The sequence below is a fragment of the Streptomyces parvus genome (assembly GCF_032121415.1).
Classification (GTDB): domain Bacteria; phylum Actinomycetota; class Actinomycetes; order Streptomycetales; family Streptomycetaceae; genus Streptomyces; species Streptomyces globisporus_A.
In genome coordinates, this window is the sequence record NZ_CP135079.1 from 3310311 (window position 1) to 3335373 (window position 25063).

Genomic DNA, 25063 nt, shown 5'->3' on the forward strand with positions numbered 1-25063 from the left:
CGGGAAGACCGAGCCGGAAGGACCACGGCATGCTGGGTTTCGTGCCTCCACTTCCTCAGCAGCCGGGACGGCCGCCGTCCTTCGGCCACATGATCGTCTGCGGTGACGACGCCCTGGCGCGGCGGCTCGCGGTGGAGCTGCGCTTCATCTACGGGGAACGGGTCACGCTGCTCCTGCCGCCGGGCCGGGACGCGAACAACCCCGAGACCCCGCTGACCCAACGGGGCCGGGCGGCCGCCCTGTTCGGCCGGATGTCGGCGGCGATGAACCGCGCGGGCAGCGGCAACGCCGCCACCGGCGGCAGCGGCGACACCAACGCCGGGGTCGAGGCCGTCCGCATCATGGAAGCCCCCGAGCCCTCCGACGACGTCCTGGAGGAGGCGGGCATCGACCGGGCCGCCGCCCTCGCCCTCGTCTACGACGACGACGAGCGCAACATCCGCGCCGCCCTGACCGCCCGCCGCCTCAACCCCCGTCTGCGGCTGGTGATCCGGCTCTACAACCGCAAGCTCGGCCAGCACCTGGAGGAGCTGCTCGACCAGGCGGCGGCCGTCGCCATGCCCGGCATCGACCCGGCGCTGCTGGACGCCTCCACCACCGTCCTGTCCGACGCCGACACCGCGGCCCCGGCCCTCGCCGCCACCGCCCTGACCGGCAGCAGCAAGATCATCCGGGCCGAGGGGCTGCTCCTGCGGGCCGCCGAACGCCCGCCGCCGCGCCCCGGCGAGAGCGCCGACCCCGGCCTGTGCACCCTCGCCCTGCTCTCCTCCACCACCAACGACCCGGCGGGCGCGGAGGGTTCGGACACCAGCGGCGACGAGGCCCCGCAGCTCCTGCCCGACGAACGCGCCGTCGCCGAGGCGACCGGCCGGGGCACCGTGGTCCTCGAAGCGATCAGCCGCGCCGACCCGGACCGGCCCGCGACCCGGATGGGAGGCAGGGGCGCACCGCTCTCCCAGATCTTCTCGCGCCGGCTGCGCTGGTCTGCCCTCGGCTTCGCGCTGGCCGCGGTGGCGCTGGTGGTCGCCTCGCTGCTGACCACCGAGGACACCGCGCTCCACTCCGCCTACCTCACCCTCCTCGACCTGCTGGGCATGAACGACCCGGCCGAGGACGCGCCGCCGGCCCGGCAGATCATCCAGATCCTCTCCGGTATCGCCGGTCTGTTCCTGCTGCCGCTGCTGATCGCCGCCGTCCTGGAGGCGTTCGGCACGCTGCGCACCGCCTCCTCGCTGCGCCGCCCGCCCCGCGGCCTCTCCGGACACGTGGTGCTGCTGGGGCTCGGCAAGATCGGTACGCGCGTCCTCGTACGCCTGAGGGAACTCGACATCCCCGTGGTCGTCGTCGAGGAGGACCCCGAGGCGCGCGGCATCCCGCTGGCCCGTTCGATGCATGTGCCGACCGTCATCGGCGACGTCACCCAGGAAGGCGTCCTCGAAGCGGCCAAGATCCGCCGCGCCCACGCCCTCCTCGCGCTCACCAGCATCGACACGACGAACCTGGAAGCGACGCTGTACGCCCGCTCGGTGAAGCCGGACCTGAGGGTCGCGCTGCGGCTGTACGACGACGAGTTCGCCACCGCCGTCTACCGCACCCTGCGCACCGCGCACCCCCAGGCCCTGACCCGCTCCCGCTCGGTCTCCCACCTGGCCGCGCCCTCTTTCGCGGTCGCCATGATGGGCCGCCAGATCCTCGGCGCGGTCCCGGTCGAGCGCAAGGTGATGCTGTTCGCCGCCCTGGAGGTCGCGGGGCACCCCCAGTTGGAGGGCCACACGGTCGAGCAGGCGTTCCGGGCGGGCGCCTGGCGGGTCCTGGCGATCGACGCCACTCCGCCCGCCGACCGCAACCCGGACCTGGCCGCCCTGCCCCCGTTCGACCCGGAGGGCGACGCGACCCCGCCGCCCTCCGGCCTGGTCTGGGACCTGCACCCCGGCTACGTGCTGCGCGCCCAGGACCGGGTGGTGATCGCCGCCACCCGCCGGGGCCTCGCGGAGCTGCTGCGCCGGCAGCGGTCGGCGGTGGCGGGGCGGTAGGGGGCGGGGCGGGCTTCCCCGCCGCCCCGCCGAGCGCTACCGGAACGCGCCCATCGCCTCCCGTACCTCGTCCAGCGTGGCCTCCGCCAGGGCGTTCGCCCGCTCGTTGCCCGCGCGGAGCACCGACCGTACGTACGTCAGGTCCTTCGCGTACTCCGCCCGCCGGGCCCGGAAGGGGGCCAGGTGGCTGTTGACCGCCTCGGTCACCGTCCGCTTGAGCGCTGCCGCCCCGCCGTCGCCGATCTCCGCCGCGACCTCGTACGGGTCCCGGTCCAGGCAGAGGGCGGCCAGCAGCACCAGGGAGGAGACGTTGGGGCGGGTGTCGGGCTCGTAGGTGATGCGCCGGTCGGCGTCCGTGGTCGCGCCCTTGAGGAGGCGGGCGGTCTCGTCGGCGGTGGCGGAGAGCGGGACGGAATTGGCCCGGCTCTTGCTCATCTTCGTACCGTCGGTGCCGAGCAGCAGGGGCGCGGCGGAGAGCAGGATGTCCGGTTCCGGGAAGACCTGGCCGTACCGCTCGTTGAAGCGGCGGGCGATCGTCCGGGTGACCTCCAGGTGGGGCGCCTGGTCCCGGCCGACCGGGACCAGGTTGCCCTTGCAGGACAGGATGTCGGCGGCCTGGTGGACCGGGTAGGTGAGCATCAGCCCGCTGACCGCCGCCTGCCGCGAGTGTGCGATCTCGTCCTTGACCGTGGGGTTGCGGTTCAGCTCCGCGACGGAGACCAGGCTCAGGAAGGGCAGCATGAGCTGGTTGAGCGCGGGGACGGCGCTGTGGCAGAAGACGGTGGACCGGGCGGGGTCGATACCGAGGGCCAGGTAGTCCAGGAGCAGCCCGTCGGTGTACTCGCCCAGCCGCTCCGCGGTGTCCCGGTCGGTGATGACCTGGTAGTCGGGGATGAGGACGATGACGTCCACGCCGAGATCCTGGAGGCGGACCCGGTTGCGCAGGGAGCCGAAGTAGTGGCCGAGGTGAAGGGCGCCGGTGGGACGGTCCCCGGTGAGGACCCGGAAGCTGCCGGGGTCCTGGGCGATGCGGCGCTCCAGGCCGGCGGTGCGGGGCTCGGTGCTCCGGGGCTGGGCGGTGGTCGTGGTCATGGTGGGTGCCTCTCCTCGCGTGAGTGCTGCGTGAGGGACGGCCCCGCCGGTGAGCGCCGCTGCGCTCCGTCTCCGTGTCCGCGCCGTACGAGGGCAGCGAAAAGGGCCGTCCATGTCGAACGGCCCTGGTTCCGTGCGGATGCTGTGGCCGCTCCTATGAGGAGCGCCACCAGTTTCGGCACGGGACGGAGGTCATGGGCCGAGTGTACGCACGGGCCGGGGGACGCGTCGGGAAAGGCGGGAGGAAGCCCGTGGAATAGGCGGGAGGGGGGTCCCGTTGTAGGGTGTAGTTCAACGTTCAACCAAATCGGCGAAGGCTGCGGAACCACGGGATCGAAACCGGGTCCGGACCTCCGGCCGGGACTCAGGAAGGCGGACGCCATGCAGTTCGGGATCTTCACCGTCGGGGACGTCACGACCGACCCGACCACCGGCCGGACCCCCACCGAGAACGAGCGGATCAAGGCCACCCTGGCCATCGCGCAGAAGGCAGAGGAAGTCGGCCTGGACGTCTTCGCGACCGGTGAGCACCACAACCCGCCGTTCGTCCCGTCCTCCCCCACGACGACGCTCGGCTACATCGCCGCCCGCACCGAGAACCTGATCCTGTCCACGTCCACGACGCTGATCACGACCAACGACCCGGTGAAGATCGCCGAGGACTACGCCACCCTCCAGCACCTCGCGGACGGCCGCGTCGACCTGATGATGGGCCGGGGCAACACCGGACCGGTCTACCCCTGGTTCGGCAAGGACATCCGCCAGGGCATCCCGATGGCCGTCGAGAACTACGCCCTGCTGCACAAGCTGTGGCGCGAGGACGTCGTGGACTGGGAGGGCAAGTTCCGTACGCCGCTCCAGTCCTTCACCGCCACCCCGCGCCCGCTGGACGGCGTCCCGCCGTTCGTCTGGCACGGCTCCATCCGCTCCCCGGAGATCGCCGAGCAGGCCGCGTACTACGGCGACGGCTTCTTCCACAACAACATCTTCTGGCCCATGGAGCACACCAGGAAGATGGTGGACCTCTACCGGCGCCGCTACGCCCACTACGGGCACGGGACCGCCGAACAGGCCATCGTCGGGCTCGGCGGCCAGGTGTTCATGCGGAAGAACTCGCAGGACGCGGTCCGGGAGTTCCGCCCGTACTTCGACAACGCGCCGGTCTACGGCCACGGCCCGTCCCTGGAGGACTTCACCCGCGAGACCCCGCTGACCGTGGGCTCCCCGCAGGAGGTCATCGAGCGGACGCTGACGTTCCGGGACGCGGTCGGCGACTACCAGCGCCAGCTGTTCCTGATGGACCACGCGGGTCTCCCGCTGAAGACGGTCCTGGAGCAGCTCGACATCCTCGGCGAGGAGGTCGTGCCCGTCCTGCGCAAGGAGTTCGCCGACCTGCGGCCGGCCGGCGTGCCGGAGTCCGCGCCCGTCCACCCGGCGGTCGCCGCCGCCCGAGCCTCCGGGAAGGAGTCCTGACCCGATGTTCGCCACTACACCCCTGCACATCGTCGCCGTATCGGCCGGGCTCAGCCAGCCGTCCTCCACCCGGCTGCTGGCCGACCGGCTGGCCGCCGCCACCCGTGAGCGCCTCACGGCCGAGCAGGACAGAGGCGTCGAGGTCCGCGTCATCGAGCTGCGCGACCTCGCCGTGGACATCGCGAACCACCTGGTCAGCGGGTTCCCGTCGGCCGGGCTGCGCGAGGCGATCGACGCGGTGACGGAGGCCGACGGGCTGATCGCCGTGACGCCCGTGTTCACCGCCTCGTACAGCGGTCTGTTCAAGTCGTTCTTCGACCTGATCGACCACACCGCGCTGACCGGCAAGCTCGTCGTGATCGCCGCGACGGGCGGCACGGCCCGGCACTCGCTGGTCCTGGAGCACGCCCTGCGCCCGCTCTTCGCCTATCTGCGGGCCGTCACCGTACCCACGTCCGTCTACGCGGCCTCGGAGGACTGGGGTTCCTCGGGCGACGAGTACACCGAGGGCCTGCCGTCCCGGATCCGGCGCGCGGGCGGCGAGCTGGCCTCCGCGGTCCTGGGCCGTACGGTCTCCGGGGCCTCGCGGGCCCTGGGCCTGGACGACGGGGAGGACGCGGTCGTCCCCTTCGAGCAGCAGCTCGCGGACCTGCGGCTGGACTGAGGCCGGTGCGAGGGGGCGGGGCAATCGGGGCGGGGCATCGACCCGCCCCGATTGCCCTATTTGATTACAGTGAGACCGGATGCTGTACCGAGCACGACCGAGCTGGAGGCAGATATGGGCAGGATCGTTGTGGGCGTCGACGGCTCCGACTCCTCGATCAAGGCACTGCACTGGGCCGTACGCCAGGCCGAGCTGACCGGCGCCACGGTGGAGGCCGTGAACAGCTGGGAGTACCCCGCCACCAGCTGGGCGTCGATGATGCCGGGCATGCCGGAGGACTTCGACCCGCAGGCCCTGGCCACCGTCTCCCTCAACGAGGCGCTGGAGGAGGCCCTCGGCGCCGCGGGGGCCGCCGCGGTCAGCAAGGTCGTGGTCATCGGCAATCCGGCCCAGGCCCTGCTGGACCGCGCCCAGGGCGCCGACCTGCTCGTCGTGGGGGCCCGCGGCCACACCGGCTTCAAGGCCACCCTGCTCGGCTCGGTCAGCCTCCACGTCACCCAGCACGCGCCGTGCCCGGTGACGGTGGTCCGCGACTGAGGGAGGGGCGCGCCGGCGCGGGGCGACGGGCCAGGCGGGGGCAGAGCTGACGCCGGGGCGACGGGCCGGGGCGGGAGCGGGGCCTCGGTCGGCCCGCGGAGAAACAAGGGGCCGTTGTCAGTGGGGGCTCCTATCGTGAGGGCATGACCCCTGCTCTCTTCGGGCGCGACCACCCCGCGGGCGTTCTCCGCTCGGAGATCGCCCGGGCCACGGACAGCCACGGCGGTCTCGTGCTGGTCACCGGCGAGGCCGGGATCGGCAAGAGCACCCTCGTCACCGACGCCGCGCACGAGGCGCGGCGGCGCGGGGCGCTGGTGGTGGGAGGTTCCTGCTGGGACTCGGACAACACCCCGGGCTACTGGCCCTGGGTCCAGATCCTGCGCGGCCTGCGCCGGTCCGCCACGGCGACGGAGTGGGCGGCGGCCCAGGAGGCGTCGGACGGCCGGCTCGCCGTGCTCCTCGGCGACCCGGCCGGGGCCGCCACGGGCGGTGCTCACGGGGGCGAGCCCGGCGTGGAAGCCGGTGCGCAGGGTGACACGGGCCCGCCCGGCGGCGACCGACCGGGCGGGAAACCGCCGGGCTGGGGGCCGTCGGAGGGCGCCGAGGCCTTCGGGCTCTTCGACGCGGTGACCACGGCCCTCGTCACGGTCTCCCAGAGCCGGCCGCTGGTGGTCGTCCTCGACGATCTGCACAGCTCCGACCCGGCCTCGCTGCGGCTGCTCGAATTCGCCGCCCAGCACGCCTGGTTCGAGCGGCTGCTGCTCATCGGCACCTACCGGGACGTCGAGGTGGAGGCCCCCGGTCACCCGCTCCAGCAGCTGATCCTGCCGCTGGTCTCGCGCGCCGCCGCGACCCTCACCCTGACCGGCCTCGGCCGGGACGAGGTGGGTGCGCTGATGACGGTGACGACGGGCCGTGAGCCCGCGCCGCAGCTCGTCGACGAGGTCCACCGGCGTACCGGCGGCAACCCCTTCTTCGTCGAGCAGACCGCCCGGCTCTGGCACAGCGGATCCCCGGTCTCCACCATTCCGCCCGGTGTGCGGGAAGCGGTCCGCCGGCGGCTCGCCCTGCTGCCCGAACCGGTCGTCTCCCTGCTGACCAGCGCCGCCCTGCTCGGCCGGGAGTTCCGCCGGCAGGTGCTGGCCCTCGTGCACGGGGCGCCGGTCCCCCACGTGGACCGGCTGCTGGAGTCGGCGGTGATCGCCCGGGTCGTCGTTCCCCGCCCGTCCGGCCAGTACGCCTTCGCCCACGACCTCCTGCGCGAGACGCTGTACGCCTCGCTGGACGACGCCGAGACCCGCGCACGCCATGCCGCCGCCGTACGGGCCCTGGACGCCCACGGCGGCCTCGGCGACGCGGTGCCGCCCGGCGCCCTGGCCCGCCACGCCCACCTCGCCGGCGACGCCCTGGAGCGCGACCGGCGGATCGACCTGCTGCTGGCGGCCGCCCGGGACGCCTCCGGGCGCCTGGCCGACGAGGAGGCCGCCGGCCACTACCGGCGCGCCCTCGCAGTGGCCTCCGGCGAGGATCCGGACCTTCGGCGGGCCGTGCTGATCGGTCTCGACCTCGCCGGACAGCTCCGGCACGCGGGGGAGTCCGCCGAGGCGCAGCGCCTGCTGGACGGGACGGTCTCCCGGGCCCGGGAGCTGGACGACCCGGAGCTGCTGGGCCGGGTGGCGATCACCCTCCACGGCGACGCTTTCCTGGGCACCCCCGGCGGGTCCACGGAGGGCCTCCTCGCCGAGGCGCACCGCAGGATCACCGGCAAGGAGGGCCAGGAGAGCCTCTCCGACGACCGGCTCGCCCAGGAGCTGGCCATCAACTTCATGGCGCTGGCCCGGAGCGGCTCGGACGACGAGGCGCTGGCCTTCTCGCTCTGGGCGCGCCACGACTCCGTGTGGGGTCTCGGCTCGGCGGTGGAGCGGCTCGGGCTGACCGACGAGATGACCGTCGTCGGCCGCCGCACCCAGCACCACGACATGGAGCTGCACGCGGCGTCGATGCGCTGGGTGGCGCTGCTGGAGCTGGGCGACCCGGCCTTCCTCGACCAGTTCCGTACGTTCGTCCGGCTCGCCCGGCTGACCGCGCTGCCCCGGTTCGCCCTGGGGGTCGCCGTCGACACCAGCCTGATCGCCGCCCTGCAGGGCCGGTTCGCCGAGGCGGCCACCGCACTGGCGGACGACGCACTCGACCCGGAGACCCACGACCACGCGGCTTTCGGCTTCTACCACCTGCATTGGGCGCGTCATCTGCTCCAGGGCCGCTTCGCCGAGGCCGAGGAGGTCCTCGCCGACCTTCCGGCCTCCGGGTATCCCCACCCCGGGCTGCTGGAGGCGGTCACCGCGGTGGAGCAGGGGGACGCCACGCCCGCGCTGCGCCTGATCGCCGAGCACGCGGACCGCGCCGCCCCCTGCCCCCGGGCGTTCATGCCGCTCTGGCTCAGGCTGCTGGCCCAGACGGCCGCGGTGACGGGCGACCCGCGCCTCATCGCCCGCGCGGAGGACGAGCTGACCCCCTACACGGGCCAGTGGGTCGTCTCGCTGTACGGATGCGACATCGGCGGCCCCGTCGACCTCTGGCTCGGGATGCTCGCCGCCGCACGCGACGACCAGGACGCGGCGGTGGCGGCGCTCGCCGAGGCCGCCGCCTCCTCGGACCGCCTCGGCGCCCGCCCCTGGGCCGCACGCGCCCGGCTGTCCCTGGCCCGTTCCCTGCTCGCCCGCTCCGGCGCGGGCGATACGGACCAGGCCCGTCGGCTGCTCGGCGAAGTGGCCCGGGAGGCCGGCGAGTTGGCCATGGATCACCTGGAGGCCGAGGTCGCCGCCCTCCGTGCGGCCCCGCCCCTGACAGCCTCTGCCACGCCCACCACCCCTGCCCCGGCCATCGCGGCGGCCGATGCCTCCGCGGCCACCTCCGTCTCACGGGCACAGGACCCGGCCGCGGACCCGGACCTGAGCGGGGGCTGGCCCGGGGCCGGAGGTAAGGCGGGGGACAGGGGCGGAGGCGGGGCCGGGGTGTCAGCGGTCCGAGCCAGGGCAACGACGGTGCCGGACCGCGCCACGGCAACGGCGGCTCCAGGCCGGGACAAGGCTGCCGCGCCGGACGGGTCGTCCGCCGAATTCCGGCGGAACGGCCCGGTGTGGCAGCTGCGGTGGGACGGGGTGACCGTGCACGTCCCGGACGCCAAGGGCCTGCGGGACCTGCACAGCCTGCTGGGGCTCCCCGGCGCCGACGTCCCGGCCGTCCGGCTCCTCGCACCCGAGGGCGGGGACCTCGTCGCCGCCGCCGGGCAGCTCGGCAGTGATCCGGTGCTCGACGAGGAGGCCAAGCGCCGCTACAAGGCACACCTGGACCGGCTGGACGCCGAGATAGACCGAGCAGCCGCCCGGGACGACACCCAGCAGGTGGAGAAGTACGGCCGGGAGCGGCAGGCTCTCCTCGACGAGCTGCGCACCGCGGCCGGGCTCGGCGGCCGGACCCGTCGGCTGGGCGACCGGACCGAGCGGGCCCGCAAGACGGTCACCGCCCGGATCCGCGACACCCTGCGCAAGCTGGAGACCCTGCACCCCGCGCTGGCCGCCCACCTCAAGGCCTCCGTCACGACCGGAACCACCTGCGCCTACCGCCCCGACCACTCCCCCGACTGGCGGCTCTGACCCGCACCACCCCGGCCTCCGGAGCATCCCGCCCCGGCCCTTCGCCCGCCGACCCGGCCGGCCCGGCGCCCGCCGTCGGTCACTTGCGGTTGTACAGCCGCATCGTCACCACACCGAAGACCGCCATGAGCGCCCCGGCCCACCCCAGCGACCAGGCGACGTCGGCGGCCGGCCAGTTGCCCGCCATCAGCTCGCGCACCGCGGTGGCGAGATGGGTGACCGGGCTGTTGTTCACGAAGGCCTGGAGCCAGCCCGGCATCGTCTTCGGGTCGACGAAGACATTGCTGAGGAAGGTCAGCGGGAAGATCACCATCATGCTGACGCCCATCACCGACTTCTCGGAGCGCAGCAGCAGCCCGAACATGGTCCAGATCCAGGAGAACGCGAACGAGAACACGATCAGCAGCGCGATGCCCGCCAGCACTCCGAGCACCCCGCCCCCGGGACGGAACCCGATGAGCATGCCGATGGCGAGCATGACCGCCGATGCCAGCAGATAGCGCAGGACGTCGCCGAGCAGATAGCCGACCATCGGGGCGGGCCGCCAGATCGGCAGCGTGCGGAACCGGTCGAAAACGCCCTTGGCGATGTCCGTGTTCACCGCGACGCCGGTGTACATCGTGATCATCACGACGCTCATCACCATGATGCCGGGCAGCAGGAACTGGATGTACTCCTCCGTGGAGCCGGCCAGCGCCCCTCCGAAGAGGTAGGTGTACATCAGGACCAGCATGACCGGGAAAGCCGTCACGTCGAAGAGCTGCTCCGGCACATGCTTGATCTTCAGCATGGCGCGCCAGCCGAAGGTCAGCGATGCCGACAGGGCACTGGGCCTCGGCGGGCGGTCGTGGCCCACCAGGAGCGCGGAGAGGCGTTCCTGGTCCGGCGCGGCGAACGCGACGTCCTCGGGCTCCGTCTTGGCGGTCGCGGTGCTCATGCCGCCACTCCCTTCTTGTCCGTGAGTGCGAGGAAGACCTCGTCGAGGCTGGGCTGTCCCAGCGAGAAGTTGTCGACCGTGATGCCGCACCGGGCCAGCTCGGCCAGGGCACGCCCGGCGTGCTCCGCCGCGCCCTGCTCGGTGCTCTGCCCGTCGACCCGGGCGGTCAGCGCCACCGGGTCCGCGTCCAGCTGGACGTCCGCGTTCAGCGCGAGCGCCAGCACCCGCTGCGCCTCGGCCCGCTGGTCGGCGTTCCGCAGCCGCAGGTGGACGGTGCCGGCGCCGACGGATGCCTTGAGCTCGCCCTTGGTGCCCTCGGCGATGACCTTGCCGTGGTCGATCACCGCGATCCGGGAGGCCAGCTGGTCGGCCTCGTCCAGATACTGGGTGGTCAGCAGGACCGTGGTGCCGTGGGCGACGACCGCCCGCACGATGTCCCACACCTGGTTGCGGCTGCGGGGGTCGAGTCCGGTGGTCGGCTCGTCCAGGAAGAGCACGTCCGGGGTGTTCAGGATGGACGCGGCGATGTCGATGCGCCGCCGCATGCCTCCCGAGTAGTTCTTCACCTGCTTTCCCGCCGCCTCGCTCAGCCCGAACCCGTCGAGCAGCTGCTCCGCCCGGTGACGGGCCGCCGGCTTGTTGTGGCCCAGCAGCCGGGCGAGCAGGACGAGGTTCTCGGTACCGGTCAGGTCCTCGTCCACCGAGGCGTACTGGCCGGTCAGGCTGACCCGGCTGCGGACCGCGTCGGCGTCCTTCACGACGTCCTTGCCGAAGACGCGGGCCGAGCCGCCGTCGGGGCGCAGCAGGGTCGCGAGCATGCGGACGGCGGTGGTCTTCCCGGCGCCGTTGGGTCCGAGGACGCCGTAGACGGTGCCCGTGGGCACCGCGAGGTCGATGCCGTCCACCGCGCGGTTGTCGCCGAAGACCTTCACCAGCCCCGTTGTCTCGATGGCCAGTTCAGTACTCATGATCCATTCCTTGTTCGGTCGTCGGTGGAAGTCGGTGATCCGCACCCCGCTCCGGCTGCTCGTGAGACCGGAGCCGCTCATGAGACGTAGGGGCGGACGGCGCGCGCCTCGCGCAGGGCCCAGCCCCACCAGCCGAGCTGGTCGAGCATGAGAGCGACGGACCGGTCCCGTCCGGTGTCACCGGGGTGCCCCTCCAGCGGTTGCTGGAGGACGTCGAGCGCGACCCCGTTCCTCAGGGTGACCGTGTGCAGCTCGGTGAAGACCGAGCGCAGCTGCTCCACGGCGTACAGCCCGGCGGAACCGTGTCCGTAGCTCACGAAGGCGACCGGCTTGGTCTGCCACTCGTCGTAGGCGAAGTCGATGGCCTGCTTCAGCGAGGCGGGGAACGAGCGGTTGTACTCCGGGGTGACCACGACGAAGGCCTCGGCCCTGGCGATCTCCTCGGTGAACTCCGTCATCTGGCCGGTCGCCCGCCCCGGGTAGTGCACGGGGAAGACGAAATCGGCGAGGTCGAGCACGGCGAGGTCCAACTCGCTCCGGTGCCGGGCACGCTCCATGAACCAGCGGCCGACCGCATCGCCGATGCGGCCCTCGCGCGTACTGCCGATGATCACCGCTACCCGCAGCGGAGCGTTGTCCGTCGTCATCGCTCGTTCCTCCTCCCGCTCTCACTTCCTGGGCGCGAGACGGAGAGGCGCGGCCGCCAGATCGAATCTGGCGGCCGCGCCTCGCGGTGAGTCGTCAGGTCTCCCGCGAGTAGAGGTAGTAGTACGACACGACGAGGACGCCTGCCCCGACGGCCAGCCCCAGGGCGGTCGACCGCAGCACGCTGGTGTCGGTGAGGCTCACCAGGAAGCCGATCGCGCACGCGGTGAGCGCGCCGTAGGCGGCGGCCCGCAGCTCGCGGGGCAGCGAGTGCTGGATCCGGCCCAGCGCGAAGCAGATGACTGCCAGAGCGACCCCGGAGACGAGACCGAGCAGGACCTGCCCGCCGGTGCTGGGACCGCCGTCGCGGCGGATGAACGCCGCGTAGAACCCGTAGATCACGCCGAGCACCAGAGGCAGTGCCCAGGCGAGCGGGGTGTGGTGACGGGTCCGCGCATGGGCGCGGGCCCCCCGTCGGCCGGGCATGGCTGCGTGTGTGGCCATCGCGGACAGCTCCTTCCGTCGCCCCCGTCGCACGTCCCCGTTTCTCCAGAGCACACCCGACCGCGCCACCCGGCAACTCGAATGGCGTACGGTCCGGAGCGGCCCGGCTCCGGACGGGATTGTCTGGTGGGGTGCGGACCTCTACCTCGGCCACCTCCCCGACCCCGTCGCCCGCCCCGGCCTCGGGGATCTCGGCGGTCCCGGCGGTTCTCTCGGCGGTCCTGCTCCTCCTGCTCACCGTCCTCGTGCCGCTGAGCGCGCTCTCCGCCTGGGTCGACCTGGAGATCGACGACACCGACCGGTACGTCGCCGCCGTGTCCCCGCTCTCCTCCGACCCGGCGGTCCAGGCCACCGTCACGGACCTGGTCACTGAGGAGGCGATGCGGCGGATCGATCTCGGTCCGCTCCAGGACACGGTCCAGGAGTTCCTGCACGAGACCGTGCGCTCGTTCACCACCACCGAGGCCTTCCGCGACGCCTGGGACACCGCGAACCGCTCCGCTCACGAGGCGGTGAAGGCCGCCGTGGACGGCGACAGCGGACGGGCCGTCACGATCGATCTGGCCCCGGTGATCGACCAGGTCAAGCAGGACCTGGTGGGCGACGGGGTGCCGTTCGCGGACCAGATCCCCGTCGAGCGGACGGAGATCACCCTGCTCGGCCCCGGTCAGGCCGACGAACTCCGGGACTCGTTCCACCGGCTCCGTTACTGCAGCATCTGGCCGGCCGTCGCCACGCTGGTGCTGCTCGTCCTGGTCGTGGGCATCACGACCGTACGGGGCGGGCTGCGGGCCGGGCTGTGGGCGACCGCGATCGTGGGCGCCGGGTTCGTGCTCGGCGCGATCGTGCTCCGGGTGCTGGTCGCGGTCGGCCGCGGCCGGGTGCTGGACGAGGTGCCGAGCGGCGACCGGGACGCGGCCGCCGCGGTGGCCGACACCCTGACCGGCTCGCTGCGGGCCACGGTGTGGTGGGTACTGGGGGTCGGTGCGGTCCTGCTCGTGGGAGCGGTGCTGGCCCGGGTGCTCCTGCGGCGCGGGAAGGCCACGGCCGACGTGCGATGAGGCGGTGCCCGGGTGAGAGTGGGATCCGGGACCGCCACCGAGCGACGACCGCCGCCGAACGAACCCGAAAGAGGCGTCATGGCCGACAGCGACATCTTCGAGCACATCGACGAACTGGTCTCCGAGGAACGCGATCTGCGTGACCGCTCCGTGGCGAAGATGGGCCTGTCCACGGACGAGAAGGCCCGGCTGCGGGCGGTGGAGATCCAGCTCGACCAGTGCTGGGACCTGCTGCGCCGACGACGCGCGCTCAGCGAGTACGGCGAGGACCCCTCGACGGCGAAGGTCCGCCCCGCGGACGAGGTGGAGGGGTACCAGAGCTGACCCGGTGTTTCACGTGAAACACCGGGCCGGAGTTCCACCGTGGCCTCAGCTCTCCGGCGGGCGGCCCTGAAGTCGTTCCATCTCCCGGCGGTCGCGCTTGGTCGGGCGGCCCGCGCCCCGGTCCCGTACGGGCACCTGGATCGCGATCTCGCGGGGCGGCGGGGGCGGGCTGTTGTCGACGAAGCACTCCACGGCCACCGGCGGACCGACCCGCTTCTTCACGATCTTCGAGACGACGACCACCCGGTCCCGACCCGCGTGCCGGAGCCGCACCTCGTCGCCGACACGTACGGCCTGTGCGGGCTTGGCCCGGTCGCCGCCGACCTTCACATGTCCCGCCCGGCAGGCGGCGGCCGCCTGGGCACGGGTCTTCGTCAGCCGGACCGACCAGATCCACACGTCGACCCGGACGCTTCCTTCCGCCTGCGGCGCGTCACCGGAAACCATGCCTTCGACTCTAATGCGGACCGGGCGGCAGGCGAGAGCCGATATGGCCCCGCCTGCCGCCCGGTCTCCTCCTTCCTGCCGGACCTCACACGCCGATGTCGCGCCCGTCCTTGCGCCAGACGGCGACGACCGAGGGTCGGACGATCTTGCCCGGTCCGTCGGGCCAGACGCTCGCCGGCTTCTCCACGGAAGCCCCGTCGATCTCGCCCGGGTGCTGGACCGCCACCAGGACGCGGCGGTCCTGGATGACCGGGCCGCAGGTCTCGGCCCCGGTCGGAACGGTGAGGAACTGCTTCAGCTCACCGCGCCGGTCACCGTGGGTGGCCACGCCGAACAGCCCGTCGTGCGAGCCGAGCGCGTTGCCGTCCGTGGAGATCCACAGGTTGCCGTGGGCGTCGAACGCCACGTTGTCCGGGCAGGAGATGGGACTGACGCTCTCCTTGGGGAAGCCGGCGAAGTACGTCGCCGGGTCGTCCGGGTCGCCCGCCACGAGGAACAGCCGCCAGGCGAAGCCGTCGCTCGTCGGGTCGTCCCAGTTCTCCGCGAGCTCCAGGATCTGCCCGTGCTTGTTGGCGTTGCGCGGGTTCGCCTCGTCCACGCCGGGCTTGCCCTCCTTGCCGCGGTCCGAGTTGTTGGTGAGCGCCACGTACACCCGGCCGGTGCGCGGCGAGGGCTCGACATCCTCGGGGCGGTCCATCTTGGTCGCGCCGACCTTGTCACCGGCGAGACGCGTGTAGACGTACACCTCCTCGGCGGTCATGCCCGGGACGTGCGAGGTGGTGCCGGTGGCCAGGGGGATCCAGACGCCGCTGCCGTCGAACTCCCCGTCGTTGGGCAGCTTGCCGGTCCCGTCGATCTCGGTGACCGGCGAGTCGCCGGTCAGCTTGGCGACGTACAGCGTGCCCTCGTCCAGCAGCGTCAGGTTGTGCTCGCGGGCGGCACGCGAGTTCCCCTTCTTCATGCGTTTGCTGGAGACGAACTTGTAGAGGTAGTCGAACTTCTCGTCGTCGCCCATGTAGACGACCGGGCGGCCGTCGGAAGTGAGCCGGGGCTGCGCCGCCTCGTGCTTGAACCGGCCCAGCGCGGTCCGCTTGCGCGGGGTGGAGTCCGGGTCGTACGGGTCGAGTTCGACGACCCAGCCGAAGCGGTTGGCCTCGTTGGGCTCCTTCGCCAGGTCGAACCGCCGGTCGAACCGCTCCCACTTGCGCTCGGTGGCGCCCGTGCCGATCCCGTACCGCTTGTGCATGGCGGTGGTGCCGTTGGCGAAGTACTGGTTGAAGTTCTCCTCGCCGTGCAGCGTGGTGCCCCACGGAGTGGTGCCGCCCGCACAGTTGTTGAGGGTGCCGAGCACCTTGCGGCCGGTGCGGTCGGCGGACGTGCGCAGCAGGGTGCTCCCGGCGGCCGGGCCCGTCATGCGGAATTCGCTGGTCGCGGTCAGTCGGCGGTTGAGCGGGTGCCGGTTGACCGGGCCCAGCTTCCCGGTGCGGTGCTCCTCCTGGACGACGACCACGGAGAGTCCGTGCGCCGCCCAGGCGATCTCCACCTGCTCGCGGGTCGGGTTGGCCGGATCGTAACCGCGGAACATGAGGATCTCGTCCGTGTACTCATGGTTCGCGACCATGACCTGACGGCCGCGCTCGCCGCGCAGCGGGAGCAGGGAGAGGAAGTCGTTGTTGTAACCGAACTGGCCCGCCTGCGCCTTCGCCGTCTGCTTGTCCGGGTCGAAGGCGGGAGCGCCGCGCAGGATCGGCTCGCCCCAGCGGATCACCACGTTCTGGGCGTACCCGTCGGGGACCGTGACCTTGTCGTCCTTGTTGGGCGCGACCGGCGAGAACCGCAGGCCACGCGCGCCGGACGCTCCGGGTTTCTGGGGACGGCCCGGCTTGCCGCCGTGCCCGGCGAGCGCGGCGGCCTCGGCCTGCGGGGCGCTCGGGCCGGTCAGCGCGGCGGTCCCGGCGGCGGTGGCGACGGTGACCACGGCGGCGGCGCGCATCATCGAGCGGCGCGACACGGCACCGGCGATGATGTCGCCGGCGTACTCGTTGTCGCTGTTGTTGGGCGTCTCCTTGAAGCAGGCGTCCCCACAGCGGAAGCGGCAGGTCAGCGCGGAACGCCCACCGGGATGCGAGCTGATGAACGGCAGCAGGTTGCGCACGTGGATTCCCTCCGTCTGGTGTCGTGCGTGACGGTAGGGGGGCCTCCACCCGGTCCGAGGGACTCCCGGTGAACGGCGGGTGAAGTCCGGGCCACCGCTGTTCCTTTGCGGGCCAGGGGTGGACACCGTGGTGGACTCGGTCCGGGAACGGTTTCAGCTCGGTTGACGCAGGGGTGGGCCGCACCGGCGAACGGCCGGATCCGGCCGCTAACCTTACGTATCCGTCCTGGCCAGGGATGAATTCACCCCAGGTCGGACATTCACCGCACACAACTCATGCGAAAGGCCTCGCCCATGGGCATTCGGAGCTTGCTGCGTAAGGTGTTCGGCCGCACGGAGCAGGACGAGCCGACCACGGCCACCGTCCCGCCCCAGGCCGAGCGCACTCAGCCCAAGAAGACGGAGACGGAGACCACTTCGGCGGCGGAGTCCGCGGCGGAGCCGAAGGCGTCGATCCCGGCCCCGGCCTCGCCGTCGTCCCCCGTCGCCGGATCCACGGACCGTGACGGCTCGCTGGCCGCCGACCTGGTGGCGGAGGCCTTCGACAAGGCGGCCGCCGCGCCGACGTCCCCGACCGTCCCCGCGCAGGGGTCGGCCCCGGAGGACGCCCGCGACGACGCTCCGGCAGACGCCCCGAAGGGCACCCCGGAGGCGGAGAAGCCGGTGGCTGCCGAGAAGGCCGAGGAACCGGTCGAGGCCGACGAGCCGGCGGCCGCCGAGGAGCCTGTCAAGGCCGAGGCGCCGGCGCCGGCGCCGATCACGATCGACCTCGACGTCGACGAGACCGCGAAGGCCGCACCGGCTCAGGAGTCCACCCCCGCACCGGTGGAGGAGGAGGCGGAAGCACCGGCAGAGGCCCCGGAGAGCGCCCCCGAGGCGCCTCAGGCCGCCCCCGAGGCGCCTCAGGCCGCCGCCGAGGCCCCGAAGGCCACCGAGGCTCCTGAGACCCCCACGGCTCCCGAAGCCGCGACTACCCCGGAGCCCGCAGAGACCCCGGCCGTCGTAGAGACCCCGGAGCCCGCTGAGACCCCGGCGGTCGCTGAGACCCCGGCGGTCGCTGAGACCCCGGCGGTCGCTGAGACCCCGGCCGTCGCGGAGACCCCGGCCGTCGCGGAGACCCCGGCCGTCGCGGAGACCCCGGCCGTCGCGGAAGCCCCGGCCGCGGCGGAGCCCGCCCCCGGCAAGCCCGCCACCACGCTCGCTCGGGTCAAGTCGCGTGCTCCCCAGCTCGCCGCCCCGTACAAGGCGGCGCAGGCGGCGCTCAAGGCGCACGGGCTGACCGGGCTCCGCGCCCGCGTCTACCTGGTGCTCGACCGCTCCGGCTCGATGCGGCCGTTCTACAAGGACGGCAGCGCCCAGCACCTGGGCGACCGGACGCTCGCGCTCGCCGCGCACCTGGACGAGAACGCCACCGTGCAGGTCGTCTTCTTCTCGACGGACATCGACGGCACCGGCTCCCTGGAGCTCTCCGGCCACGAGGGCCGCGTCGACGAGCTGCACGCGGGCCTCGGCCGGCTGGGCCGGACGCACTACGAACGCGCGGTCGAGGAGGTCGTCTCGCACTACGAGAAGACGGAGGCCACCGGTCCGGCTCTCGTGATCTTCCAGACGGACGGTCCGCCGGACGCCAAGCAGGCCGCCCGGCAGGCCCTCACGGACGCGGCGCGGCTGCCGCTGTTCTTCCAGTTCGTCGCCTTCGGCGAGCAGGACGCGAAGGGCTTCGACTTCCTGCGGAAGCTCGACGTCCCGAACGCCGGGTTCTTCCATGCCGGACCCGCCCCCCGCGAGGTCGCGGACGCCGAGCTCTACCGGGAGATCCTCGCCGGTCTGCCGGACTGGACCGCCGCGCGCGAGGCCGGTTCCGGGGCCTGATCGACCGGCAGTCGTACGGTCACGGCGAGACCGCCGCCCTCCGGGCCCGGTACCGCCGTGACCGTACCGCCGTGGGCCACCGCGATCGACCGGACGATCGACAGACCGAGGCCCGACCCCGGGCCCATCCGGTCCCGGCCCTCGCCCCGCCGGAACGGTTCGAAGAACCCCGCGACATCGGCCTCGGAGACCACCGGTCCGGTGTTGCGCACGAGCAGGGCCCCCTCTCCGCTCAGCGCGACCTCCACCGAGCCGCCCGGCACGTTGTACGTGACCGCGTTGGCCAGCAGGTTCGCCACCAGCTGGGCGAGCAGCAGCCGGTTGCCGCGCACGGAGCAGGCGGCCACCGCGACGTTCACCACCGGGCCGTCGCCGCCTCCGGCCCGTGGCCCCGGATGCCGGACCGCCTCCTCCCTGACCACGTGATCGAGGCGGACCACCTCGCGCTCGTCCGCGGCCAGGCCCCGTTCGCTGCGGGCCAGCACGAGCAGCCCCTCGATGAGCCGCTCGCTGCGCCGGTTGGTGTCCAGCAGGGTCTGCCGGGTGCGGACGAGGTCCTCGGGGGACGGGTCGTCCAGGCCGATCTGGATCGCGGCGCGCTGGGTGGCCAGCGGCGTCCGCAGCTCGTGCGAGGCGTTCGCGATGAATCTCCGCTGGCTGTCGAACGCCTTCTCCAGACGGCCCAGCAGCGCGTCCAGCGTCTCGCCCAGCTCCTTGAGCTCGTCGTCCGGACCACTGGACGCGATCCGCTCGTGCAGGGTCTTCTCGGAGAGCCGGCGGGCCTTCGCGGTCATCGCGTGGACGGGCCGCAGGACCCGGCCCGCTATCCACCAGCCCACCCCGACCGCGCCCGCCGTCATCACGAGCAGCGCGGCGAACGACCAGTTCAGGAGCTGCTTGCCCGCCGCGTCGCTGACGTGGTCGGTGAGTTCGTAGGCGGTGGGCGATCCGGTGGAGCCGCGGACGATGAAGGGGCCGTTCGCGGTGTACCCGGGCGGGACGACGACCACAGCCGTGGAGGCGATGGCCCGCGCCTCGGTCTCCGTTCCGGCGCGGGAGGCCAGGTTGACGGTGGCCAGCAGGGCGGTGCCGAGCACCAGGAAGACACCGCCGTACACGAGGGCGATGCGGGTGCGGATCGTCGAGTGCGGCAGCTTCGAGGCGTCCGCCAGCCGCCGCAGCGGGGACGGCCGCTTCACAGGGCGTACCCGACACCCTGCACGGTGCGGATCAGCGCGGGCTCGCCGAGCTTGGCGCGGAGCTTGCTCATGCAGACGCGCACGGCACCGGTGAACGGGTCGGCGTTGGCGTCCCAGGCCCGCTCCAGCAGCTCTTCCGCGCTGACCGTGCCGCCGTCGGCCTCCAGAAGCAGTTGCAGCACGGTGAACTCCTTCGGGGAGAGGTCCAGGTCGCGGCCGTCGCGGAACGCCGAGCGCCGTACGGTGTCGAGCCGGATGCCGTGGCGCTCCAGCTGGGGCGGTACGGGTCGGGCGCTGCGCCGGCGCAGGGCGCGTACCCGGGAGACCAGCTCGGGGAACTCGAACGGCTTGGCCACGTAGTCGTCCGCCCCCAGGTCGAGCCCGGCGACCCGGTCCTCCATGGCGCCGGAGGCGGTGAGCATCAGGATCCGGGTGCGGGAGCCGGAGGCGACCAGGCGGCGGGCCACGTCGTCGCCGTGGACCCGGGGGAGGTCGCGGTCGAGGACGACGACGTCGTAGTCGTGGAGGCCGAGATAGGCGAGGGCCGCGTCCCCGCTGTAGACGGTGTCGACCGCGAACCCGGCCCGGCGCAGTCCGGTGGCGACCAGCTCCGCGAGGATCTCCTCGTCCTCGGCGACCAGTACCCGCATCGTGATGTCCCCTGCCTCGTGCACGCTTGTCCGCTCCCTCCCAGGATGCGACTTTCCTACGGGAACCATTACGTGAGGGGATGTTTCGCAAAGCTCTCCACCGGAGGGCCTTCCTCCGTCCGCGCGCCCGCCGCCGTTTATCGATGTGAGTGGATCTTGATCGGGCCGTTAGGATTTCGACCATGGCGGCCACTGGATCCGAGAAGCAGGGGGCGACGGCGTACTACGTCTCGACCCCCATCTACTACGTCAACGACGCTCCTCACCTGGGCCACGCCTACACGACCGTCGCAGGCGACGTGCTCACGCGCTGGCACCGCCAGCGCGGCGAGAAGGTGTGGTACCTCACCGGCACGGACGAGCACGGTCAGAAGATCATGCGCACGGCCGAGGCGAACGACGTGACTCCGCAGGCCTGGGCGGACAAGCTCGTCGAGGAGGCGTGGAAGCCCCTCTGGGAGCACCTCAACATCGCGAACGACGACTTCATCCGGACGACGGAGAAGCGGCACACCGACCGGGTGCAGGAGTTCGTGCAGGACCTGTACGACAAGGGCGAGATCTACAAGGGTGGGTACGAGGGCCCGTACTGCGTGGGCTGCGAGGAGTACAAGCTCCCCGGCGATCTGATCGACGGCGAGGGCGAGTCCGCCGGTCAGAAGCTCTGCCCGATCCACAAGAAGCCGGTGGAGCTCCTCAAGGAGGAGAACTACTTCTTCAAGCTCAGTGAGTACGGCCCGAAGCTGCTGGAGTTCTACGCGGCGAACCCGGACTTCATCCAGCCCGAGTCGGCGCGCAACGAGGTCGTGAACTTCGTCGAGCAGGGCCTGCAGGACCTGTCGATCTCGCGCTCGACGTTCGACTGGGGCGTCCCGGTGCCGTGGGACCCCAAGCACGTCATCTACGTGTGGGTCGACGCGCTGCTCAACTACGCGACGGCGGTCGGCTACGGCGCCAACCAGGAGAAGTTCGACGGTACGTTCCCGGCGAACGTGCACCTGATCGGCAAGGACATCCTCCGCTTCCACTCGGTCATCTGGCCCGCGATGCTGATGGCGCAGGGACTGCCGCTGCCCGGCAAGGTCGTCGCCAACGGCTGGCTGATGGTCGGCGGCGAGAAGATGTCCAAGTCGAACCTGACCGGCATCAAGCCGCAGGACCTGACCTCGCACTTCGGCGTGGACGCGTACCGCTGGTACTTCCTGCGGGCCATCTCCTACGGCAGCGACGGGTCGTTCTCCTGGGAGGACTTCTCCGCCCGCTATACCTCCGAGCTGGCCAACGACTACGGCAACCTCGCCTCGCGCGTGGCGGCCATGGTCGGCAAGTACTTCGGCGGGGCGCTGCCGGAGGACACGGCCGCCGGTGACGCCGAACAGGCCGTACGGGACGGCCTGGCGAAGGCCGTGGCTGCGGCCGACCAAAAGATCGGCGAGGAGCTGGACTTCCAGGGCGGCATCCTGGCGATCTTCGACTTCGTGAAGCAGGTCAACGGCTACATCACGGAGCAGGAGCCCTGGAAGGTGGCCAAGGACACCACCCCGGAGGGCCAGGCCCGCCTGGCGACCGTCCTCTACACGGCCGCCGAGTCGCTGCGCGGGGTCGCGGTGCTGCTCAACTCGGTGATGCCGGAGACCTCGCAGAAGCTCTGGGAGTCCCTGGGCGCCGAGGAGTCCCTGGGCGCCCTGGCCGACCAGAAGGTCCAGGACGCGGGCGTCTGGGGCACCCTGCCCGCGGGTGTGACGGTGACGAAGGGCGCGGTGCTGTTCCCGCGCCTGGAGGAGAAGCCGGCGTAACGCCTCTCCGTACGTACGCCGGGAGCCCGGGACCGCTGTTCGCGGTCCCGGGCTCCTCGCGTTCCTCCCCCTCCCCCGGCTCCCCTCACCGCCTCAGCGCCTCCGCGTCGCCCATCACGATCACCGGGTTCATCACCGGGTCCAGGGTGCGCAGAAGTTCCTCCATGCGCTCCTCGGGGACGGAGACGCAGCCCTGGGTCGGGCCGTCGTGGTCGACGTGGATCCAGATGCCGCCGCCGCGTTCGAGACCGAGCGGGCGGGTGCGGTCGAGGGGGCTGACACCCTCGGTGCGGTTGTAGTTGATGGCGACGACGTAGTCGAAGGAGCCCTCCAGCGGCTCGCCGAAGAAACCCTCGCCGTCCGCCGCGAACCGGGGGTGCTCGTCGTACGGCAGCAGCGCGCCGGGGTCGGGGAGCCGGCCGCCCGCGTCGGTGAGAGTGTAGACGCCCGTGGGCGATCTCCGGTCGCCCGCCACGTGGTGGTCCGTCCAGCCCTCCATGCCGTTGTGCGCCGGCCAGGGCCCCGCGACCGGCTCCCAGCCCTGCGCCGGGTCCGCGCGGCTGTACAGGACCGCGCTGGAGCGGTAGGAGTCCGCCTCCTCGCCGGTGACCACGAACGCCTGCCGGGCCTCGGCGGGGATCTGGGCCAGGGTCTTGGGTCCCAGGTCCGGGATCTCGGCGGGGGTCGGGGCGGGCGATGGGCCGAGGGAGGACCGGAGCGCGGACGCGGCGTCGGACTGCGGGCCCGCGGCGCCCTGCCCCGGGACGCCGACCGGGGCCTTCTCCGGAGCGGCGCCGGAGGAGCAGCCGGTGAGCAGCAGGGCCAGGGCGAGGAGTGGTGCGGCGAGCAGGGCGGGCGGGCGGCGGGGGAGGGACACAGCGGTGGGCTCCTCGGAGGGCGGCGGGCGGCGCGACGCGGCAGGACGGGCTGCGAGAGGGGTGTCTCGGTGCCAGTCTTTGCCGGGCCCGCCCCGATCGAACCCGAACCGGGGCCATCCGGCTGTACCACGTCGCCCGGCCGTCACCGGCGCTCGCGGGTATGCAACGAAACAGCCCCCGATCGGGTGATCGGGGGCTGTTTCACGTGAAACATCCGCAGAGCGGAGAGGGGCGGCAGGCCTCTGGGTCCGCCCTACTTGTCGGCGGGCTTCTCCGCCGCGCCCTTCGCGGCGACCGGCTTGCGCAGCTGGATGTTCAGCTCGCGCAGGCGGGTCTCGTCCAGCTCGGTCGGGGCGCCCATCATCAGGTCCTGGGCGTTGCCGTTGAGCGGGAAGGCGATGGTCTCGCGGATGTTCGGCTCGTCCGCGAGCAGCATGACGATGCGGTCGACGCCGGGGGCGATACCACCGTGCGGCGGGGCACCGAGGCGGAACGCGCGGAGCATGCCCGCGAACTCGTGCTCGACGGTCTCGCGGTCGTAACCGGCGATCTCGAAAGCCTTGAGCATCAGCTCGGGCTCGTGGTTTCGGATGGCGCCCGAGGACAGCTCGATGCCGTTGCAGACGATGTCGTACTGCCAGGCGAGGATGTCCAGCGGGTCCTTCTCCTCCAGGTCGGCGAGGCCGCCCTGAGGCATCGAGAAGGGGTTGTGCGAGAAGTCGATCTTGCCGGTCTCCTCGTCCCGCTCGTACATCGGGAAGTCGACGATCCAGCAGAACCGGAAGACGCCTTCCTCGAAGTGGCCGGCGCGCTTGGCGGCCTCGACCCGGACCGCCGACATGATCTTGGAGACCTCGTCGAACTCGCCGGCGCCGAAGAAGACGGCGTGGCCCGGGACCAGCGAGAGGCGCTCGGTGAGCGTCTTGACGTCGGTCTCGGTGAGGAACTTGGCGATCGGTCCGGCCAGCGTGCCGTCCTCGCCCACGCGCACCCAGGCCAGGCCCTTGGCGCCGTGCTCGACGGCGTACTCACCGAGGCCGTCGAAGAACTTCCGGGACTGGCCCGCGGTGTCCGGGACCGGCAGCGCGCGGACGTGCTTGCCGGCGAAGGCCTTGAAGCCGGAGTCGGCGAAGACGTCGGAGATGTCGACGAGCTCCAGCTTGGCGCGCAGGTCCGGCTTGTCGTTGCCGTACTTCAGCATCGACTCGCGGAACGGGATGCGCGGGAACGGCGAGGTGACCTCGCGGCCGTTGCCGAACTCGGTGAAGAGCTCGGTCATCAGCTTCTCGATCGGCTGGAAGACGTCCTCCTGCTCGACGAAGGACATCTCGACGTCGAGCTGGTAGAACTCGCCCGGCGAGCGGTCCGCGCGGGCGTCCTCGTCGCGGAAGCAGGGCGCGATCTGGAAGTAGCGGTCGAAGCCCGAGATCATCAGCAGCTGCTTGAACTGCTGCGGGGCCTGCGGCAGCGCGTAGAACTTGCCGGGGTTCAGCCGGGACGGGACGACGAAGTCACGGGCGCCCTCGGGGGAGGTCGCGGTGAGGATCGGGGTCGCCATCTCGTTGAAGCCGAGGGCCACCATCTTGGAACGGATGGAGGCGATCACGGCCGAGCGCAGCATGATGTTGCGGTGCATGCGCTCGCGCCGCAGGTCGAGGAAGCGGTACTCCAGGCGCCGCTCCTCGTTGACGCCGTCCTCGGTGTTGATCGTGAAGGGCAGCGGGCCGGCCTCGCCGAGCACCTCGACCTCGGAGACCTCGATCTCGATCTCGCCGGTCGGCAGCTCCGGGTTGACGTTGTCCGCGCCGCGCGCGGAGACCTTGCCGTCGATCCGGACGACGGTCTCCTTGGTGAGCTTCGCCAGGGCCTCGTTGCCGGGGGTGCCGGGGCGGGCGACGAGCTGCACCAGACCGTAGTGGTCGCGCAGATCGATGAAGAGGATGCCGCCCAGGTCTCGGCGATTGTGCAGCCAGCCGCTCAGCCGGACGTCGGTGCCGACGTCAGAGGCGCGGAGCTCGCCGCAGGTGTGGGACCTGTACCGATGCATCGTCGTTCATCCAGTCTTCGCGGTTAGGGGTGGATTGAGCCTCCCCAGGCTACCGCCCGGGGCCGGGGGCTTCATTTCCCTTTGCGCCGCCGTACCCGTAGCCCCCTGGGCAGGTGGCGGCCTCT

The 25063-nt window shown here is 72.2% G+C and carries 20 protein-coding genes; 9 read left to right on the plus strand and 11 right to left on the minus strand.

Annotated elements, in window-relative coordinates; all coding sequences use genetic code 11:
* Positions 1 to 29: 29 nt before the first annotated feature.
* Positions 30 to 2033 (plus strand): NAD-binding protein, encoded by a 2004-nt coding sequence (locus RNL97_RS15805; protein WP_030585735.1) that lies wholly within the window; start codon positions 30 to 32, stop codon positions 2031 to 2033.
* A gap of 36 nt (positions 2034 to 2069) precedes the next feature.
* On the opposite strand, the gene trpS is transcribed toward RNL97_RS15805, so the two are convergent.
* Positions 2070 to 3125 carry a tryptophan--tRNA ligase gene (gene trpS, locus RNL97_RS15810; protein ID WP_030585738.1) on the minus strand — a complete coding sequence of 352 codons (1056 nt, stop codon included), beginning with the start codon at positions 3123 to 3125 and terminating at the stop codon, positions 2070 to 2072.
* 381 nt (positions 3126 to 3506) lie between these two features.
* On the opposite strand from trpS, the gene RNL97_RS15815 reads away from it, so the two are divergent.
* The 4 genes from RNL97_RS15815 (at position 3507) to RNL97_RS15830 (ending at position 9455) form a co-directional block, all read left to right on the plus strand.
* Positions 3507 to 4598: an LLM class flavin-dependent oxidoreductase gene (locus RNL97_RS15815; protein ID WP_243314380.1), complete on the plus strand. Its 1092-nt coding sequence runs from the start codon at positions 3507 to 3509 to the stop codon at positions 4596 to 4598.
* Positions 4599 to 4602: 4 nt separating this feature from the next.
* Positions 4603 to 5262 (plus strand): FMN reductase, encoded by a 660-nt coding sequence (locus RNL97_RS15820; RefSeq protein WP_313750840.1) that lies wholly within the window; start codon positions 4603 to 4605, stop codon positions 5260 to 5262.
* A 114-nt stretch (positions 5263 to 5376) separates the two neighbouring features.
* A complete protein-coding gene (locus tag RNL97_RS15825; protein ID WP_030585746.1) occupies positions 5377 to 5799 on the plus strand; it encodes a universal stress protein in 423 nt (140 codons plus the stop codon).
* A 143-nt stretch (positions 5800 to 5942) separates the two neighbouring features.
* Complete coding sequence (locus RNL97_RS15830) at positions 5943 to 9455, plus strand: ATP-binding protein (protein WP_313750841.1); 3513 nt, start codon at positions 5943 to 5945, stop codon at positions 9453 to 9455.
* A gap of 79 nt (positions 9456 to 9534) precedes the next feature.
* Here the strand turns inward: RNL97_RS15830 and RNL97_RS15835 are convergent, their stop codons facing one another.
* The 4 genes from RNL97_RS15835 to RNL97_RS15850 form a co-directional block, all read right to left on the minus strand.
* Positions 9535 to 10392 carry an ABC transporter permease gene (locus RNL97_RS15835; RefSeq protein ID WP_313750843.1) on the minus strand — a complete coding sequence of 286 codons (858 nt, stop codon included), beginning with the start codon at positions 10390 to 10392 and terminating at the stop codon, positions 9535 to 9537.
* Complete coding sequence (locus tag RNL97_RS15840) at positions 10389 to 11360, minus strand: daunorubicin resistance protein DrrA family ABC transporter ATP-binding protein (RefSeq protein WP_030585754.1); 972 nt, start codon at positions 11358 to 11360, stop codon at positions 10389 to 10391. Before RNL97_RS15840 ends, RNL97_RS15835 begins: the two co-directional genes overlap by 4 nt.
* A 77-nt stretch (positions 11361 to 11437) precedes the next feature.
* Entirely contained in the window at positions 11438 to 12007 is a 570-nt protein-coding gene (locus RNL97_RS15845; protein WP_030585756.1) for an NADPH-dependent FMN reductase, read from the minus strand.
* A 94-nt stretch (positions 12008 to 12101) separates the two neighbouring features.
* Positions 12102 to 12509 carry a hypothetical protein gene (locus RNL97_RS15850; RefSeq protein WP_313750845.1) on the minus strand — a complete coding sequence of 136 codons (408 nt, stop codon included), beginning with the start codon at positions 12507 to 12509 and terminating at the stop codon, positions 12102 to 12104.
* A 131-nt stretch (positions 12510 to 12640) separates the two neighbouring features.
* On the opposite strand from RNL97_RS15850, the gene RNL97_RS15855 reads away from it, so the two are divergent.
* Positions 12641 to 13570, plus strand: a complete 930-nt coding sequence (locus RNL97_RS15855) for a hypothetical protein (RefSeq protein ID WP_313750846.1) — start codon at positions 12641 to 12643, stop codon at positions 13568 to 13570.
* 78 nt (positions 13571 to 13648) lie between these two features.
* Positions 13649 to 13894, plus strand: a complete 246-nt coding sequence (locus RNL97_RS15860; protein ID WP_030585761.1) for a DUF2630 family protein — start codon at positions 13649 to 13651, stop codon at positions 13892 to 13894.
* A gap of 45 nt (positions 13895 to 13939) precedes the next feature.
* On the opposite strand, the gene RNL97_RS15865 is transcribed toward RNL97_RS15860, so the two are convergent.
* Positions 13940 to 14341 (minus strand): RNA-binding S4 domain-containing protein, encoded by a 402-nt coding sequence (locus tag RNL97_RS15865; RefSeq protein ID WP_030585764.1) that lies wholly within the window; start codon positions 14339 to 14341, stop codon positions 13940 to 13942.
* An 85-nt stretch (positions 14342 to 14426) separates the two neighbouring features.
* Positions 14427 to 16496, minus strand: a complete 2070-nt coding sequence (locus tag RNL97_RS15870; RefSeq protein WP_030585766.1) for a PhoX family protein — start codon at positions 16494 to 16496, stop codon at positions 14427 to 14429.
* A gap of 294 nt (positions 16497 to 16790) precedes the next feature.
* Here RNL97_RS15870 and RNL97_RS15875 point away from each other — a divergent pair, with 294 nt between their 5' ends.
* Positions 16791 to 18368, plus strand: a complete 1578-nt coding sequence (locus RNL97_RS15875; protein ID WP_313750847.1) for a VWA domain-containing protein — start codon at positions 16791 to 16793, stop codon at positions 18366 to 18368.
* Here the strand turns inward: RNL97_RS15875 and RNL97_RS15880 are convergent.
* Positions 18302 to 19567, minus strand: coding sequence for a sensor histidine kinase (locus tag RNL97_RS15880; protein WP_030585771.1), 1266 nt, complete (start codon positions 19565 to 19567; stop codon positions 18302 to 18304). The genes RNL97_RS15875 and RNL97_RS15880 overlap by 67 nt on opposite strands.
* The gene (locus RNL97_RS15885) at positions 19564 to 20217 is read right to left on the minus strand and encodes a response regulator transcription factor (RefSeq protein ID WP_030585774.1); all 654 of its coding nucleotides are present in this window, start codon (positions 20215 to 20217) and stop codon (positions 19564 to 19566) included. Before RNL97_RS15885 ends, RNL97_RS15880 begins: the two co-directional genes overlap by 4 nt.
* Before the next feature lie 182 nt (positions 20218 to 20399).
* On the opposite strand from RNL97_RS15885, the gene metG reads away from it, so the two are divergent.
* The gene (gene metG, locus RNL97_RS15890) at positions 20400 to 22013 is read left to right on the plus strand and encodes a methionine--tRNA ligase (protein WP_030585777.1); all 1614 of its coding nucleotides are present in this window, start codon (positions 20400 to 20402) and stop codon (positions 22011 to 22013) included.
* An 85-nt stretch (positions 22014 to 22098) separates the two neighbouring features.
* On the opposite strand, the gene RNL97_RS15895 is transcribed toward metG, so the two are convergent.
* Both RNL97_RS15895 and aspS read right to left on the minus strand, forming a co-directional pair.
* A complete protein-coding gene (locus tag RNL97_RS15895; RefSeq protein WP_030585781.1) occupies positions 22099 to 22890 on the minus strand; it encodes a L,D-transpeptidase family protein in 792 nt (263 codons plus the stop codon).
* A gap of 254 nt (positions 22891 to 23144) precedes the next feature.
* Positions 23145 to 24938, minus strand: a complete 1794-nt coding sequence (aspS, locus tag RNL97_RS15900; RefSeq protein WP_313750848.1) for an aspartate--tRNA ligase — start codon at positions 24936 to 24938, stop codon at positions 23145 to 23147.
* Positions 24939 to 25063 lie beyond the last annotated feature (125 nt).